The following is a 15,101-nucleotide window of genomic DNA, read 5'->3' on the forward strand; positions in this document are numbered from 1 at the left end:
GCCCGCGAAGGAGCCCTCAAAGGGACAACAAATTTCTGCTCCAATCCATGGGCAATCGACCGCCCAGCCCACACCTGTTCCCAAATCCCCCAAGGGCTGGAACAATGCGGACCACTTTGTAGATTTCGGGGAGTTGCGGGTGCAGATTCAGGGTCATTACGAGCTTAAGTTCGAAGCAGTACGCGAAGCGTTCGCGGCGTTGTTCGACGATCCTCAAGAACGTGGCGCGGCGTTGTGCATCCGGGTCGGTGGCGAAACTGTCCTCGACCTCTGGGCCGGTACCGCCGACAAGGATGGCCTTGAAGCCTGGCACAGCGACACCATCGCCAACCTGTTCTCCTGCACCAAGACCTTCACCGCCGTCACCGCCCTGCAATTGGTGGCCGAAGGCAAGCTGCAACTGGACGCCCCGGTTGCGCGCTACTGGCCCGAATTCGGCGCCGCCGGCAAAGAATCCGTCACCTTGCGCCAGTTGCTCTGCCATCAGGCCGGTCTACCGGCGCTGCGCGAGTTGCAGGCGCCCGAAGCGCTCTACGACTGGTACACCATGGTCGATGCCCTGGCGGCCGAAACGCCGTGGTGGACACCGGGCGAGGGCCACGGTTACGCGGCGATCACCTATGGCTGGCTGGTGGGCGAGTTGCTGCGCCGTGCCGACGGTCGTGGGCCGGGCTCATCGATTGTGGCGCGGGTCGCGAAGCCTTTGGGACTGGATTTCCATGTCGGCCTGGCTGACGAAGAGTTCCATCGCGTGGCGCACATCGCCCGTGGCAAGGGCAACGTGGGCGATGCCGCAGCCCAGCGCTTGCTGCAAGTGACCATGCGCGAACCGACCGCCATGACCACCCGGGCCTTCACCAACCCGCCGTCGATCATGACCAGCACCAACAAACCTGAATGGCGCCGGATGCAACAACCCGCCGCCAATGGCCACGGTAACGCCCGTAGCCTCGCTGGTTTCTACGCAGGCCTGCTTGATGGCAGCCTGCTGGAAAGCGAAATGCTCGAGGAGCTGACCCGCGAACATAGCGTTGGCGAAGACAAGACTTTATTGACCCGGACCCGTTTTGGCCTGGGTTGCATGCTCGATCAACCGGATGTTCCGAATGCGACCTATGGCCTCGGCCCACGGGCATTCGGCCATCCGGGCGCTGGAGGCTCCATCGGTTTTGCTGACCCGGAACATGATGTGGCCTTCGGTTTTGTGACAAATACACTGGGGCCTTACGTCTTGATGGATCCGCGCGCGCAAAAGCTTGCGCGGGTGCTGGCCACTTGTCTGTAAAACGCACTCTCGGGCTCCAGGGCCGGAACCCGAAGGCCTTTATGTTTTCCAAGCGTCTGTTTATCCGGGTCACGCCGGCCTGATTTTTTATGACTTCATTTTTGTGGATATCCAATGTCATTCAATAAAACCACCCTTGCCTTGGCCCTGTGTGTCGCTATCACCGGTTGTGCACAGACTCCACAAAGTGATTCGGATGGCAGCAGCTGGTGGCCGTTTGGCTCCTCCGACAAAGTCGCGGCGAAAGAGCCGACCCCAACTCCTGCCCCAACTCCTGCTCCAGCCCCTTTGAAAACTGCCGCCGCTGCTCCAGTGGCCAAAGCTGAAAGCTCCAACCCATGGTACTGGCCGTTTGGCTCCGATGAAGTGCTCGAAAAAAAGCCGGAAGTAAAACCCGAAGCCAAGCCTGTTGAAGTGGCCAAGGCTGAAGCTGATGCCGGTGGCAAATGGTGGTGGCCGTTCGGTGGTAAAGATCAACCGACCGCCAAAGCCGTGCCGATGCCGGATCCAAAAGTCACTCAAGCCTGGCTCGACGATTACGAGCCACGTCTGCGCGAGGCCATCAAGGACAGCAACCTGCAACTCGAACGCCGTGAAAACGTGTTGGTGGTGACCGCGCCGGTAGAAGGCTCGTTCAACCCGGACCGTCCAGCGATGTTGCTGCCGGTGACCCTCGGCCCGTTCACTCGCGTCGCGAAAATCCTTGAAGTCGATCCAAAGACCGCTGTATTGGTCCTGGGTCACAGCGATACTTCGGGCGCCGCACCGGCCAACGTAAAACTGAGCCAGGAGCGTGCACAATCCGTGGCCGCGATCTTCCGTCTCAGCGGTTTGCAGCGTGATCGTCTGATGCTGCGCGGCATGGGTGGCGAAGCCCCGCGTGCTGCCAATGACAGCAATGAAGGACGTGCCTTGAACCGTCGCGTGGAATTGCTGGTCACTCCGCAGAACACCATGGTCGCGCTGCTGAGCAAGTACAACATGCCGGCTCCTGCGCCAGTGAAGATGGTCGCTGCCCAGGACGTCAAGCCAGTGGTCAAGCCGGTTACCCCTGCGCCAGCCGCGAAGAAAGCGGATGTACCTGCCGCGAAAAAAGCTCCGGCCAAGAAAGCCGCCAAGGCTCCAGCCAAGAAAACACCGGCTAAAACCGCAACCCCGGCGAAGAAGACTGCGCCAGCCAAAGCCGCTGCCGCTGACAAGAAAGTCGTTGCCGCCGATGCGGTCAAAAAGTAATTCGTTAACCAAAAGGAATGCGCCATGACCCAGGGCCTGGCTGATATGCGTCGCGACTACACCCGTGATGGCCTGACCGAGGCGCAAGCCCCGGCCGAGCCGTTCGGGCTGTTCCATCAGTGGTTTGCCGACGCGGTGAAAACCGAGCAACCGCCGGTGGAGGCCAATGCCATGACCCTGGCCACTGTCGATCAGGACGGTCGGCCGCATTGCCGCATTCTGCTGCTCAAGGGCCTGGACGAAGAGGGCTTCACCTTCTTCACCAACTACGACAGCGCCAAAGGCCAGCATCTGGCGGCGAACCCGTTCGCCGCCATGACGTTCTTCTGGCCGACCCTGGAGCGCCAGGTGCGCATCGAAGGGCAGGTGGTGAAGGTCACGGCTGAAGAGTCCGACGCCTATTTTCAGGTCCGCCCGCTGGGCAGTCGTCTCGGTGCCTGGGCTTCGCCCCAGAGCCGGGTGATCGCCGATCGCGCTGAACTGGAAGCGCTGCTCAAGAACACCGAGCAGCGTTTCAGCGACACTCAACCGCACTGCCCGGAACACTGGGGCGGTTATCGCTTGCTACCCGAGCGCATCGAGTTCTGGCAAGGCCGTTCGAGCCGCCTGCACGATCGCCTCAACTACCGTCTGCAAGGCGCCGACTGGATTCTTGAACGTCTGGCACCTTAAGCAGTCTACCGATCGGGATAGCTCGCCGCAGCGGCTTCAAGCCACTGCGGCAGGTCCCGGCGCTTGATCTTCTGCGCCTGAGCGCTTGCCAGTTGCTGGAGCATGAACGCTTTTTTCTGCTCGTCTTTACCCGCCAGTGCCAACGCCAGATCGCGGTCCATCCAGCGCTTGATCCGCACGTACAACCACCAATGGAAGTACAAACCGGCGACCGTGGTGACGACAATGATGAAGTAATCCATGAAAATCCTTGGGTCAGTGGCGCAGATTTTTCAGTTTGCCGCTACTGTGTGGTGAGTTCCGAGGCGCCTGTACCGGGCCTGAATGAAACCAATTTTATCCGGGCGATGCCGTGACAGGCGTCAAGCTGCGGAGTTTAATGAATACCTGTCCTTTGGAGTTGATGCTATGCGTAAGTCTGTTCTGCTGGTTGCTTCCTTTTCCACGATGGCGATGTTGCTCACTGGCTGCCAATCGAGCCTGACCGGTGACTCCTACTCCCGTGACGAAGCGCGTCGTGTGCAGACGATTCGCATGGGCACCATCGAAGCGTTGCGCCCGGTGAAAATCGAAGGCACCAAGACCCCGATCGGCGGTGCAGCGGGCGCAGTCGTCGGCGGCGTCGGCGGTAGCGCCATCGGCGGCGGTAAAGGCAGCATCGTCGCTGCGGTCATCGGCGCCGTCGCTGGCGGCCTGCTTGGTTCGGCCACTGAAGAAGGCCTGACCCGCACCCAAGGCGTGGAAATCACCGTGCGTGAAGACGACGGCAGCATGCGCGCCTATGTGCAGCAGGTTCAGGAGAATGAAGTGTTCCGTGTTGGCGAGCGGGTGCGGATTGCTACTGTGGATGGTACGAGTCGCGTTTCGCACTAAGCGGGAACGAGCGGTAAAAGAAAACCCCGATCAGGTGACTGGTCGGGGTTTTTTGTGTCTGCTGCCTTTACCCATTGCCGCCAGCGTACTTGTTCGATTACCAATTTTCGCGGTAGTCAAAAGAGATTTGGTAGTCAGAGTCGGTGATTTCAATCGTGTGGCGAAAGTAAGGTTGGAGAATGGCGACCCATTGGCTACCAACATTAAAACCTCCGTTGTTAATGTTGTTCTCTACAGGGATTCCGAGGGCATTAAGTACTGATTCATCATCGCCCAGATCATCAGAAAACTCTTCGCCCTGAAAATTTTCCGTCTGCTTGTCAAACCATTCCAGCCTTAGTTTTAATCCCATCGTCGTCTCACAAGTATTTTTTAGGAATGTTTCGTTTAGATTGAGCATCGTCGCGTCGCTCACCTGTTACAGGATCAAACGCTCCCAGGTGGCTGCCGTCACTTGCGCGATACTCCTCCAGCTCGCCATGCATAGAGTCCCACTCATAGATCTTTTTACCTTTTGCATCTGTCCACCGCGGCCTTAAGCCCCCACCTCCTTGTACAGGGTTCATTTTCTTGGCTGTTTTAAGGCCAGGAAATGCAATGATTTCCTCTGTCTTCGGTACTGGATGGTAGCTGTGACCTGCAGCTGGCAAACCTTTACGAGGAGTACTGAGGACAATATAAACCGGCTTCACCCCCGAATTCGCCGGAAACACAAGAATGAAATCCTTGTAATCAGGCGGATACACCGGATTCACAATAATCCCGTCAGCCGCTTTCGTCGGCGGATACACCCAAATATGCGGCGCTTGCGGAGCAGCTTCCAGCGCTGGAATCCCGAGAATGTCTGACCCATCCAAGGCCGGCGTCCATATCAACTCAACCCCGTCTCCCAGATCCGCCACCTGCTGGCTGCCGCGCAACGTGAATTGCGCAACATCGACCATTTCCCAATCGCGATTCTTACCCGTGTAGAAGCCATACCCTTTGAGACGGCCATCAGCCTGTTGCTCGACTTGCAGGCGAACACGGGTCCTGGCCAGTTTCAGGCTGCGCAATTGATCTTCGGTATAAAGCGCGCTGTCGCCCAGGCTTGGCGTCCAGAACAATGCGACCACTGTGGCCAATGCGGTGGCCCCGGCAGCGCCGATTGCTGCGACCGGAGCCGCGAGCGCCGGAGCACTCAGCGCAAGTCGGCCAATGCCGAGGGAGAGGGTGCTGCCGCTGATGGTTTCGAGATTCAGCAGCCCGGCATCGTCCGCTTCACGGGCGCCGAGCCAGGCGATTTCCCCGTAGTCCTTGAGGCTGTCGGTGGGCACCATGCCCGAAGGGTTCGAGTAATCGATGATGGCGTCCGGCAGTTTGCAGGACTTGGCGAAGACGCATCCGGCACGAACGGATGGGTCTTTTTTTGCGACGACCTCACGGCTGCGCTCGAAAGCGTCTTGCCGCGCAAGCATGGCGTCGTAAGCGTTTTGTCGGGCGTCCCGCTCGGCCAGTTCGGTGGCCGTCATGAAGCGGTGGGTGAAGTGATGTCCGTCGCCGGACGGCGGGTTTTTAACCCTGGGGACTTCCTTGTTTCCTGCCACTGATCTTCCTTGCGTTCGTACATCGACAGCCCCGAACAAGGGGCTGTGCGACGTTAACGAACGAGGTCAAACGTGGCTGTAGGACGAATCCTGATTGTCGCTAAGAGGGTTCTCTTTCGCTCAGGATGGCAGCGCGGTGCGCTTGCGACTCGCTGCCGCCGTCACCGCATAACCGATCAATGCCGCCAGAATCGAACCGGTCAAAATGCCCATCCGGTCCATCCCGGCGTATTCACTGACACCCGGCTCGAAGGCCAGGGAGCCGACAAACAGGCTCATGGTAAAGCCGATCCCGCAGAGGATCGCGACACCCAGCACCTGGCCCCAGTTGGCACCTTGGGGCAGGGCGGCGATGCCGATTTTCACGGCCAGCCAGGTCAGGCCGAACACACCGAGGGTTTTGCCCAGCAGCAGGCCCACCGCAATGCCCATTGGCACGTGGTGGGTGAAGCTTTCCATGGTCACGCCGCTGAGTGACAGGCCGGCGTTGGCGAAGGCGAACAGCGGTAGGATGCCGTAGGCCACCCAGGGATGCAGGGCATGTTCGAGGGTCAGCAACGGCGACGGTTCGGCATTTTTCGTGCGCAATGGAATGCAGAACGCCAGGGTCACACCGGCCAGTGTCGCGTGGACCCCGCTCTTGAGCACGCAGACCCAGAGGATCAAGCCGATGATCATGTACGGCCCGAGCTTGACCACGCCGAGCCGATTCATCGCGATCAAGGCGACGATGCACGACGCGGCCAATGCCAGCGAAAGCGTCGACAGCGTGCCGGAGTAGAAGATCGCAATGACGATAATGGCGCCGAGGTCGTCGATGATCGCGAGGGTCATCAGGAACAGCTTCAGCGACACCGGCACACGCTTGCCGAGCAGGGCGAGGACGCCGAGGGCGAAGGCGATGTCGGTGGCCATCGGGATGGCCCAGCCGCTCAGGGCCGCCGGGTTGTCACGATTGAGAAACCAGTAGAACAGCGCCGGAACCACCATACCGCCAATTGCAGCCGCGCCGGGCAGGACGATCTGCGAAGGCTTCGACAACTGACCGTCGAGGACTTCACGCTTCACTTCCAGGCCGATCAGCAGGAAGAACAGGGCCATCAGGCCGTCGTTGATCCACAGCAGCGCCGGTTTGGCGATTTGCAGCGCACCGACCTGCGCCACCACCGGCGTGTCGAGGAAACTGCTGTACAGCCACGACAACGGGGAGTTGTTGATGATTAAAGCCAGGGCTGCCGCGGCGATCAATAACAGACCGCTGGCAGCTTCCAACTGAAAGAAACGCGTGAAAGTGCTACGCAGAGGCAAGGTCGCTCTCCATCGAATAATCAAAAAGGTGGCACACCCTAACCCGTACCGTTAGTTGTTAAAACAAAAGTTATATTCTTTTTTGTTATATGCCGTTACAACGCGAAGGGCCGGCACGGACCTGAGCCTAGCAGTTGCCAGACGTATTGGGCCTCAGCTGTATCTGTGCGTAGTGTGGGATTTTTCCTAAGCTTATGGGCTGAGCCTTGCACGAAGGCCGACTCAACGAGAAAACCATCATGAGCGACAACCGACAGTGGGCCCGCGAAGCCATCCGGATCATCGAAGCTGATTTCCAGCGCAGCGCCGACACCCACCTGATCCCTTTGCCGCTCCCGGGTTTTCCGGGCATCGAGCTGTATTTCAAGGATGAGTCCAGCCATCCCACCGGCAGTCTCAAGCATCGGCTGGCGCGCTCGTTGTTCCTCTATGCCTTGTGTAACGGCTGGCTCAAACCCGGCGCGCCGGTGATTGAAGCGTCCAGCGGTTCGACGGCGATTTCCGAGGCTTACTTCGCCAGGTTGCTGGGATTGCCGTTCATTGCGGTGATGCCGGCGACCACGTCCAAAGAGAAGATCGCGCAGATCGCTTTCTACGGCGGCAAGAGTCATCTGGTCGACGATCCGACGCAGATCTACGCCGAGTCCGAGCGTCTGGCTCGCGAACATGACGGGCATTTCATCGACCAGTTCACCTACGCCGAACGTGCCACCGACTGGCGCGCGAACAACAACATTGCCGAGTCGATCTTCCAGCAAATGCGTTTCGAACAGCATCCTGAACCGAGCTGGCTGATTTCCAGCCCCGGCACCGGTGGCACCACCGCGACGCTGGGCCGATACGTGCGTTATCGCCAGCATTGCACCCGCGTGTTGTGCGCCGATGCCGAACGTTCGGTGTTCTTCGATTACTACAAGACGGGCGATGCCACGCTGCGACTGGATCACGGTTCGCGAATTGAAGGCATTGGCCGGCCACGGGTCGAAGCGTCGTTCCTGCCCAAAGTGATTGATGCGATGGTCAAAGTGCCGGACGCGTTGTCGCTGGCGGCCATGCATTACCTGGCGCAGCACTTGGGACGGCGTGTCGGCGGCTCGAGCGGGACCAACCTGATCGGCGCCTTGATGGCGGCCGGGCAGATGGCGGCGGCGGGGGAGTCGGGGTCGATCGTGGCGATTCTGTGCGACGGCGGCGAGCGTTATGAGACCAGCTATTACGACCAGGATTGGCTCAAGGCCCAGGGGTATGAGTTGAGCGGTTTGATGAATGTTGTCGCGGCAAGTGTCGAGCGCGGTGAGCCGCTGCCGGCCACCGTGCTGCGCGCCAACATCTGACCCCAAACACCGCCCCTGTAGGAGCGAGGCTTGCCCGCGAAGAACGATAATGCGGTCCTTCAGAAAGACCGCGTCAATTTCTTCGCGGGCAAGCCTCGCTCCTACAGGGGCGTGTGATCGGTTCCTTAGGCCTCGAGGCCGAGGATGTCGCGGGCAACCGCTTCCGCAATCCGAATCCCGTCAACACCCGCCGACAGAATCCCGCCCGCATAACCCGCGCCTTCACCCGCCGGGAACAGACCTTTCACGTTCAGGCTCTGCATCGACTCGTTACGGGTAATCCGCAGCGGCGACGAGGTGCGTGTCTCGATCCCGGTCAACACCGCGTCGTGCAACGAGTAACCGCGAATCTGCTTTTCGAACGCCGGCAGTGCTTCACGAATCGCTTCGATCGCGAACGCAGGTAGAGCCAACGCCAAATCACCCAAGGCAACCCCCGGTTTGTAGGACGGTTCAACGCTGCCCAACTCGGTGGACGGCTTGCCGGCAATGAAATCGCCAACCAGTTGCGCCGGCGCTTCGTAGTTGCTGCCGCCCAGCACATAGGCGTGGGATTCCAGGCGTTCCTGCAACTCGATACCCGCCAGCGGGCCGCCCGGGTAGTCGACTTCCGGGGTGATCCCGACGACGATTCCAGAGTTGGCATTGCGCTCGTTACGCGAGTACTGGCTCATGCCGTTGGTGACCACGCGGCCTGGCTCGGACGTCGCCGCCACCACGGTGCCGCCCGGGCACATGCAGAAGCTGTAGACCGAGCGGCCGTTCTTGGCGTGGTGCACCAGTTTGTAGTCGGCAGCCCCGAGTTTCGGGTGGCCGGCGTATTTGCCCAAGCGTGCGCGGTCGATCAGCGACTGCGGGTGTTCGATGCGGAAACCCACCGAGAACGGTTTGGCTTCCATGAACACGCCACGGCTGTGGAGCATGCGGAAGGTGTCCCGGGCGCTGTGGCCCAAGGCAAGAATCACGTGTTTCGAATGGATCTGCTCGCCGCCGTTGAGCTCGACGCCGACCAGTTGGCCGTCCTCGATCAACACGTCGGTGACCCGCTGCTGGAAGCGCACTTCGCCGCCCAGCGCGCGAATCTGCTCACGCATGTTTTCCACAACGCCGGTCAGTCGAAATGTACCGATGTGCGGTTTGCTGACGTAGAGGATTTCTTCCGGCGCGCCGGCCTTGACGAACTCGTGCAGGACTTTGCGACCGATGAATTTCGGGTCCTTGATCTGACTGTAGAGCTTGCCATCGGAGAACGTCCCCGCGCCACCTTCACCAAATTGCACGTTGGATTCAGGGTTGAGCACGCTTTTACGCCACAGGCCCCAAGTGTCCTTGGTGCGCTGACGCACTTCGGTGCCGCGTTCGAGGATGATCGGCTTGAAGCCCATTTGCGCGAGCAGCAGCCCGGCGAAAATCCCGCACGGACCAAAACCCACGACGACAGGACGTTGCTCAAGATCAGCCGGCGCCTGGCCGACCACTTTGTAGCTGACATCCGGCGCCACATTGACGTTACGGTCATCGGCGAACGTGCGCAGGAGCGCGGCCTCATCCTTGGCGGTGAGGTCGATGGTGTAGATGAAGCACAGTTCAGAGGACTTTTTGCGCGCATCGTAGCTGCGCTTGAACAAGGTGAAATCGAGCAGGTCATCGCTGGCGATGCCCAGGCGCTGCACGATGGCAGGGCGCAGGTCTTCTTCGGGATGGTCGATCGGCAGCTTGAGTTCGGTGATTCGTAACATGACAGGATCCGGTTCGCGGGGCGCACAACTGCGCCAAGGCGTTTGAAGCCCGCGATTATAAGCCTCAAAGAATGATTCCCGTGAGGCAAAAACGATCAGTCGTTACGCGAGCCGCCGAAATACCCGCAACCGCGTTGCACCTGACCATCGATGCGCAGTTCGGCGCTCATGTGCTGGACGCTGCCGGTGCTGCTGTCGACGCAACGTTGCGGCGCGACCCACAGTTCGATGTGCTGGTTATTGGCTTCGGTGCTGAGATTGAACCGGCCATCGCCCAGTTGCTCTTCAACGTACGGCACGGCCAGGGGCGGCTGGCCGGCGCGGTCGATGACCATGCCTTTGCCGCTGACCTTGACGTTCCACTCGGGCGAGTGACCGGCGGCGCGCAGGATCAGCAGTTTGAAATTGGGATCGTCGCAGGCGGCGCCGGAGCGTTCGACGCGGTACAGCTGCTCAAGATCAAGGCGGCTGTCGACGATTCGCCCACGCACGTCGGCGAATAGCTTGCCCTGGGCATCGGCGAGGGTCGCGGCCTCTTGCAGGACGCTGGTGCCGCCGGTGTCGTTGACCACATAACTGCGCTGCTCATTGCACGGTTGGAACAGCAACTTGCCGTCCGCCGCCGTCAACTGGCCCTGCAGACGGGTCTGGCCCACGTGGGAGGCATTTTCGCGCGGGCCATCCAGCAAACTGCAGGCAGCGAACAACGGAAGCAGGGCAACAAGGACTAAGGAACGGGCAACACGCATCTTTGGCTCTCCAGACAAGTGCCGCCACGTTACGCAGCCTGACCGTTCATCACAAGGGTTTAGCCCACGTGAAAGGTCTGACCTGTTTGCAAGCCTTCGACACTTTTGGCGTAGGCCAATGCCACATCTGCTGCGGGAACCGGCTTGTAGCCTCGGAAGTACGGCGCGTAACTGCCCATGGCTTCGAGCAGCACGGTCGGGCTGATCGAGTTCACTCGCAAGCCGCGAGGCAGTTCGATGGCCGCCGCACGCACAAAGCTGTCCAGCGCACCGTTGACCAATGCCGCCGAGGCGCCGCTGCGAATCGGGTCGTGGCTGAGCACGCCAGTGGTAAAGGTGAAAGAGGCGCCATCATTGGCGAATTCACGGCCGATCAGCAGCAGGTTGACCTGGCCCATCAGCTTGTCTTTCAGGCCCAGGGCAAAGCTTTCTTCGGACATTTCATCCAGCGGCGCGAAGGTGACGTTGCCGGCGGCGCAGACCAGCGCATCGAATTTGCCGGTTTGCTCGAACAACTTGCGGATCGAGGCGCTGTCGCTGATATCCACATTGAAATCGCCGCTGTTACGGCCGATGCGGATGATGTCGTGGCGCTGGGACAGTTCCTTGTCGACTGCTGAACCGATGGTGCCGCTTGCGCCTATCAAAAGAATTTTCATCGTGCTGTTCCTCGAAGTGGTTGAACGAGGTTGCAGTCTAGAGTGGTTTTTTCCGTTGATAAGCGCGCTAATAGGCAACCTTTGGTTTTCAAATGGAAACAATCCATGAGCGAGATGGATGATCTGGCAGCGTTCGCGGTGTTGATCGAAGCCGGCAGTTTTACCCTGGCGGCGCAGCAGTTGGGTTGCAGCAAGGGGCAACTGTCGAAGCGCATCAGCCTGTTGGAAACACGGTTCTCCGTCGTTTTGCTGCAACGCACCACTCGCCGTTTGAGTTTGACGGCGGCCGGCGCGGCGCTGTTGCCACAAGCTCAGGCGCTGGTGGTACAAGTTGAAAAGGCGCGTCAGGCGTTGGCACGGTTGAAGGACGACATGGCCGGGCCGGTGCGTATGACGGTTCCGGTATCGTTGGGGGAAACCTTCTTCGATGGCTTGTTGCTGGAGTTTTCCGGCAAGTATCCCGACGTGCAGATCGAGCTGGATCTGAGCAACAGCTACCGTGATTTGTCCCGCGATGGTTTTGATCTGGCAGTTCGCTCGGATGTCAGTAATGACGAACGCCTGGTTGCCCGACCGCTGTTGGCCTGGCACGAAATGACCTGCGCCAGCCCGGCATATCTCGAACAGTACGGTGAGCCGCAGACGCCCCAGGCGTTGGCCGAACATCGCTGCTTGCTCAATAGCCATTACAGCGGTCGCGAAGAGTGGCTCTATCACCAGCAGCATGAGTTGCTGCGGGTGAGGGTGTCGGGGCCGTTTGCCAGCAATCACTACAGCCTGCTGAAAAAAGCGGCTCTGGCGGGAGCCGGCATTGCGCGGTTGCCTTCGTACCTGCTGCAAGCGGAATTGGCTGACGGGCGATTGCGCTGGCTCCTGCGCGATTATCAGACGCGGAGCATGCCGATGTACCTGGTGCATCCGTATCAGGGCGGCCTGCCGAAACGCACGCAGGTGTTGGCGGACTACTTGATTGATTGGTTCAAACGCAGCGGCGAGGCCTTGGCGCGTCTCCAGCAATAGCCGCTAACCCCCCTAACCCTGTGGGAGCGAGCTTGCTCGCGATAGCGGAGTGTCAGTCAACATCTATGCTGAATGTCACCCCGCTATCGCGAGCAAGCTCGCTCCCACAGGGGACTTCATCGTTCTGGAGTTCTAGTGGGCGTAACGCCTGGCGATCAGGTGATCAATCGACAACTTGCCCGGTCCGGTCGCCATCAAGTACAGCAACACCGCCGCCCAAGTGCCATGGGTCGGGTAGGCGTCGGGGTACACGAACAGTTGAATGGTCAGGGTCATGCCCAGCAGGGCCAGCGCTGAAAACCGAGTAGCGAAACCGATCAGGATCAGCACCGGGAAAAAATGCTCGGCGAAGGCGGCCAGGTGCGCCGCCAGTTCAGGTGACAGCAGCGGCACGTGGTACTCGCTCTGGAACAGCGGGATGGTCGAGTCAGCCAGATGCGGTACGCCAAGCTGGAAGGAGCCGTCGAACAGGTCGATGGCCAAGCCTTCGACCTTGGTTTGCCCGGACTTCCAGAACACTGCCGCGATGGAGAAGCGCGCGATAAAAGCGATCAGACTGTGGGGAATCATCTCCAGCAGCGCGATGGCGCGAACGATGGGGTTCTGTGATTCGATCCGGACGTTCATGGCGATACCTTGTTGTTATGCAAGTGAGTAATGGCGTTGCGGCTGATCAGCAGCGCCAGGGTTTGGCTGAGATCGAAGGCGGGGGCTGCTTCCAGCGCCTGCATCAGTGACTGGCCGTCTTGCAGGTTCTGGATGAACGCTCTGGCACCTTGATCGATGGCGAATACTTCAACGTCCAGGCCGTTGCGCAAAACCAGCGCGTGTTGTTCCTGGTTCAGGTCAATCCCCGCCAGCGTTGTTTCCTGTTGATGCGCAGCCCAGATCGCGACCACGGCGAAGGCAGAACTCAGCAGGTTGAGGGAGGGATGAAGTTCGACGGTTATCTCGCTCAGGGCTTGCGGGTCGGCGAGTGCTGCGGCGATCTGCTCATGCTCCAGGGGCTGCGCATCGGCCGCGTGATAGGCCATTACTCGCAGGCGCTCCAGCCGGGCGACATCCGCCAGATAAGGCACGCTGTCAGCGGGCGCAAAGCCTTCGATGAAGTCTGCGAAATCATGACCGTAGCCATTCATCAAAGGGCTGCGGGGCGGGGTGTTTTGCACATAGATCCCGGCCATGGCCCGGAAGAACTCCTCACCGACCAATTGCACAACCACGGGGTAACTGTCCGCGAGCGCGTTGATCAGCGAGCCCTGCACATTGTTGCGATACACCGCGAAACGGCTGGAGGGATCGGCGCCATTTGGGCTGAATAATCCGTCGGGGCAGGGCTGCTCCGGATCGAGCAGGGCGGCCGCGAACTCGGCGTGATTGCTCATGAGCGAACCTCGGCGCACTGCAACAACTCATCAGCCTGACGCGCTTCGGCGTGCAACACGCTGAAGGCTGGCAGTTGGTTGTCGCGTTCGATCAGCGTTGCCATTGGCCCGATGCGCTCCAGCACTTGCACGTACAGCGCCCATACGGCGTTGTCGATGGGCGCGCCGTGATCGTCGATCAACAGTCGGTTACCGAGGCTGTCGGTGTCTTCGGCAAATCCGGCGAGATGAATTTCACCGACGGCGTGAAGGGGCAGGGCATCGATGTAGGCCAAAGGATCGCGTTGATGATTGATGCTCGACACATAGACGTTGTTCACGTCCAGCAACAACCCGCAGCCCGTGCGGCGAATGATTTCGCTGATGAAGTCGGCTTCATCGATCGTCGAACGTTTGAACGCCAGGTACGTCGCCGGGTTCTCCAGCAGCATTGGGCGTTTGAGCGTGGTTTGCACCTGATCGATGTGTTCGCAGACGCGGTTCAGCGTGGCGTTGTCGTAGGCCAGCGGCAGCAGGTCATTGAGGAACACCGGGCCATGACTGGACCAGGCCAGGTGTTCGGAAAAGGAGTGGGGTTGATAGCGCTCGATCAGCTCGGCAAGGCGTTGCAGGTGTTGAATGTCCAGCGGACTTTCGGCACCGATGGACAGGCCAACGCCATGCAGCGACAGCGGATACTGCTCGCGGATCAACCCCAGATAGTGATGAAAAGGGCCGCCGGCCACCATGTAGTTTTCGGCGTGGACTTCGAAGAAGCCGATGTCCGGTTGTGAACCGAGCACTTCACGCAAGTGCCCGGTCTTGAGCCCCAGCCCGGCGCGGGGCGGGAGCCCGAACGGTGAATGGTTCATGGTCGACACTCAGGCTGGGAGGCGGATCAGGCTTTGGCTTTGAAGGCTTCCATCTGACCGAAACCGGTCGGCGAAGTTTTGCTTTCGGTGGTGGCGCAGGTGCCTTTCGGAACGAGTTTCCAGGCGTTGGACTGGTAGTCGGTTTTCGCGGTGCCTGCGCACGTGGTGCCAGCGCCAGCTGCGCAATCGTTATGACCTTTCATGGCCACGCCGAAGCATTTTTCCATGTTGCTGTTGTCGGCCGCCTGGACGGTGGAGACAGCGGCCATGCTCAGCGCAGAACCAAGGGCCAGAACGAGAGCGGTGGCGGACAGGGTGCGGGTGGTAGCAGTCATGATGTTTCTCCGTTGTTTGAGTTTTGGTAAGCCGCGTTTGTGCTGGCTTACCCCTCTAGAGAAAGGTCATCG

17 protein-coding genes are annotated in these 15,101 nt (G+C 59.9%); 6 read left to right on the forward strand and 11 right to left on the reverse strand.

Features of this window, described 5'->3' with window-relative positions; translation table 11 throughout:
• Positions 1 to 139 precede the first annotated feature (139 nt).
• The 3 genes from ACIQV9_RS04765 to pdxH all read left to right on the forward strand — a co-directional run bounded on the left by ACIQV9_RS04765 (position 140) and on the right by pdxH (position 3,190).
• Positions 140 to 1,285 (forward strand): serine hydrolase domain-containing protein, encoded by a 1,146-nt coding sequence (locus ACIQV9_RS04765; protein WP_403098697.1) that lies wholly within the window; start codon positions 140 to 142, stop codon positions 1,283 to 1,285.
• 114 nt (positions 1,286 to 1,399) lie between these two features.
• Positions 1,400 to 2,518: an OmpA family protein gene (locus ACIQV9_RS04770; RefSeq protein WP_403098699.1), complete on the forward strand. Its 1,119-nt coding sequence runs from the start codon at positions 1,400 to 1,402 to the stop codon at positions 2,516 to 2,518.
• 24 nt (positions 2,519 to 2,542) lie between these two features.
• Entirely contained in the window at positions 2,543 to 3,190 is a 648-nt protein-coding gene (gene pdxH, locus ACIQV9_RS04775; RefSeq protein WP_403098702.1) for a pyridoxamine 5'-phosphate oxidase, read from the forward strand.
• A 5-nt stretch (positions 3,191 to 3,195) separates the two neighbouring features.
• Here the strand turns inward: pdxH and ACIQV9_RS04780 are convergent, their stop codons facing one another.
• Complete coding sequence (locus ACIQV9_RS04780) at positions 3,196 to 3,432, reverse strand: hypothetical protein (protein ID WP_403098705.1); 237 nt, start codon at positions 3,430 to 3,432, stop codon at positions 3,196 to 3,198.
• A 166-nt stretch (positions 3,433 to 3,598) separates the two neighbouring features.
• On the opposite strand from ACIQV9_RS04780, the gene ACIQV9_RS04785 reads away from it, so the two are divergent.
• Positions 3,599 to 4,063 (forward strand): glycine zipper 2TM domain-containing protein, encoded by a 465-nt coding sequence (locus ACIQV9_RS04785; protein WP_008056824.1) that lies wholly within the window; start codon positions 3,599 to 3,601, stop codon positions 4,061 to 4,063.
• Between the two features lie 97 nt (positions 4,064 to 4,160).
• Here ACIQV9_RS04785 and ACIQV9_RS04790 read toward each other — a convergent pair whose 3' ends face one another.
• From ACIQV9_RS04790 to nhaA, 3 genes are all read right to left on the reverse strand, one after another.
• Positions 4,161 to 4,415 carry a colicin E3-like toxin immunity protein gene (locus tag ACIQV9_RS04790; protein WP_403098709.1) on the reverse strand — a complete coding sequence of 85 codons (255 nt, stop codon included), beginning with the start codon at positions 4,413 to 4,415 and terminating at the stop codon, positions 4,161 to 4,163.
• Between the two features lie 7 nt (positions 4,416 to 4,422).
• Positions 4,423 to 5,649: a colicin E3/pyocin S6 family cytotoxin gene (locus ACIQV9_RS04795; RefSeq protein ID WP_403098713.1), complete on the reverse strand. Its 1,227-nt coding sequence runs from the start codon at positions 5,647 to 5,649 to the stop codon at positions 4,423 to 4,425.
• A 120-nt stretch (positions 5,650 to 5,769) separates the two neighbouring features.
• Positions 5,770 to 6,957: a Na+/H+ antiporter NhaA gene (gene nhaA, locus ACIQV9_RS04800; protein WP_403098717.1), complete on the reverse strand. Its 1,188-nt coding sequence runs from the start codon at positions 6,955 to 6,957 to the stop codon at positions 5,770 to 5,772.
• Between the two features lie 236 nt (positions 6,958 to 7,193).
• Here nhaA and ACIQV9_RS04805 point away from each other — a divergent pair, with 236 nt between their 5' ends.
• A complete protein-coding gene (locus ACIQV9_RS04805) occupies positions 7,194 to 8,291 on the forward strand; it encodes a PLP-dependent cysteine synthase family protein (protein WP_403099567.1) in 1,098 nt (365 codons plus the stop codon).
• Between the two features lie 125 nt (positions 8,292 to 8,416).
• On the opposite strand, the gene ACIQV9_RS04810 is transcribed toward ACIQV9_RS04805, so the two are convergent.
• From ACIQV9_RS04810 to ACIQV9_RS04820, 3 genes are all read right to left on the reverse strand, one after another.
• Positions 8,417 to 10,030, reverse strand: coding sequence for an NAD(P)/FAD-dependent oxidoreductase (locus ACIQV9_RS04810; RefSeq protein ID WP_403098720.1), 1,614 nt, complete (start codon positions 10,028 to 10,030; stop codon positions 8,417 to 8,419).
• Between the two features lie 95 nt (positions 10,031 to 10,125).
• Positions 10,126 to 10,779 carry a COG3650 family protein gene (locus tag ACIQV9_RS04815; RefSeq protein WP_403098723.1) on the reverse strand — a complete coding sequence of 218 codons (654 nt, stop codon included), beginning with the start codon at positions 10,777 to 10,779 and terminating at the stop codon, positions 10,126 to 10,128.
• Between the two features lie 59 nt (positions 10,780 to 10,838).
• Positions 10,839 to 11,438: a short chain dehydrogenase gene (locus ACIQV9_RS04820; protein ID WP_403098726.1), complete on the reverse strand. Its 600-nt coding sequence runs from the start codon at positions 11,436 to 11,438 to the stop codon at positions 10,839 to 10,841.
• Positions 11,439 to 11,543: 105 nt separating this feature from the next.
• On the opposite strand from ACIQV9_RS04820, the gene ACIQV9_RS04825 reads away from it, so the two are divergent.
• A complete protein-coding gene (locus ACIQV9_RS04825) occupies positions 11,544 to 12,458 on the forward strand; it encodes a LysR family transcriptional regulator (RefSeq protein WP_403098729.1) in 915 nt (304 codons plus the stop codon).
• Positions 12,459 to 12,590: 132 nt separating this feature from the next.
• Here the strand turns inward: ACIQV9_RS04825 and ACIQV9_RS04830 are convergent, their stop codons facing one another.
• Genes ACIQV9_RS04830 through ACIQV9_RS04845 form a run of 4 tightly spaced genes read right to left on the reverse strand, consistent with a single transcriptional unit; the run spans position 12,591 to position 15,029 of the window.
• On the reverse strand, positions 12,591 to 13,085 hold the full coding sequence (locus ACIQV9_RS04830; protein ID WP_403098731.1) for a DoxX family protein: 495 nt from the start codon (positions 13,083 to 13,085) through the stop codon (positions 12,591 to 12,593).
• Positions 13,082 to 13,843 (reverse strand): DUF2063 domain-containing protein, encoded by a 762-nt coding sequence (locus ACIQV9_RS04835; protein WP_403098734.1) that lies wholly within the window; start codon positions 13,841 to 13,843, stop codon positions 13,082 to 13,084. The genes ACIQV9_RS04830 and ACIQV9_RS04835 overlap by 4 nt, the downstream gene beginning before the upstream one ends.
• The gene (locus ACIQV9_RS04840; protein ID WP_403098737.1) at positions 13,840 to 14,694 is read right to left on the reverse strand and encodes a DUF692 domain-containing protein; all 855 of its coding nucleotides are present in this window, start codon (positions 14,692 to 14,694) and stop codon (positions 13,840 to 13,842) included. Before ACIQV9_RS04840 ends, ACIQV9_RS04835 begins: the two co-directional genes overlap by 4 nt.
• Positions 14,695 to 14,720: 26 nt before the next feature.
• Positions 14,721 to 15,029, reverse strand: a complete 309-nt coding sequence (locus ACIQV9_RS04845) for a DUF2282 domain-containing protein (protein ID WP_403098740.1) — start codon at positions 15,027 to 15,029, stop codon at positions 14,721 to 14,723.
• Positions 15,030 to 15,101: the final 72 nt, after the last annotated feature.

Source organism: Pseudomonas sp. NPDC099000 (genome assembly GCF_044759925.1).
In the GTDB taxonomy this organism is placed as follows: Bacteria; Pseudomonadota; Gammaproteobacteria; order Pseudomonadales; family Pseudomonadaceae; genus Aquipseudomonas.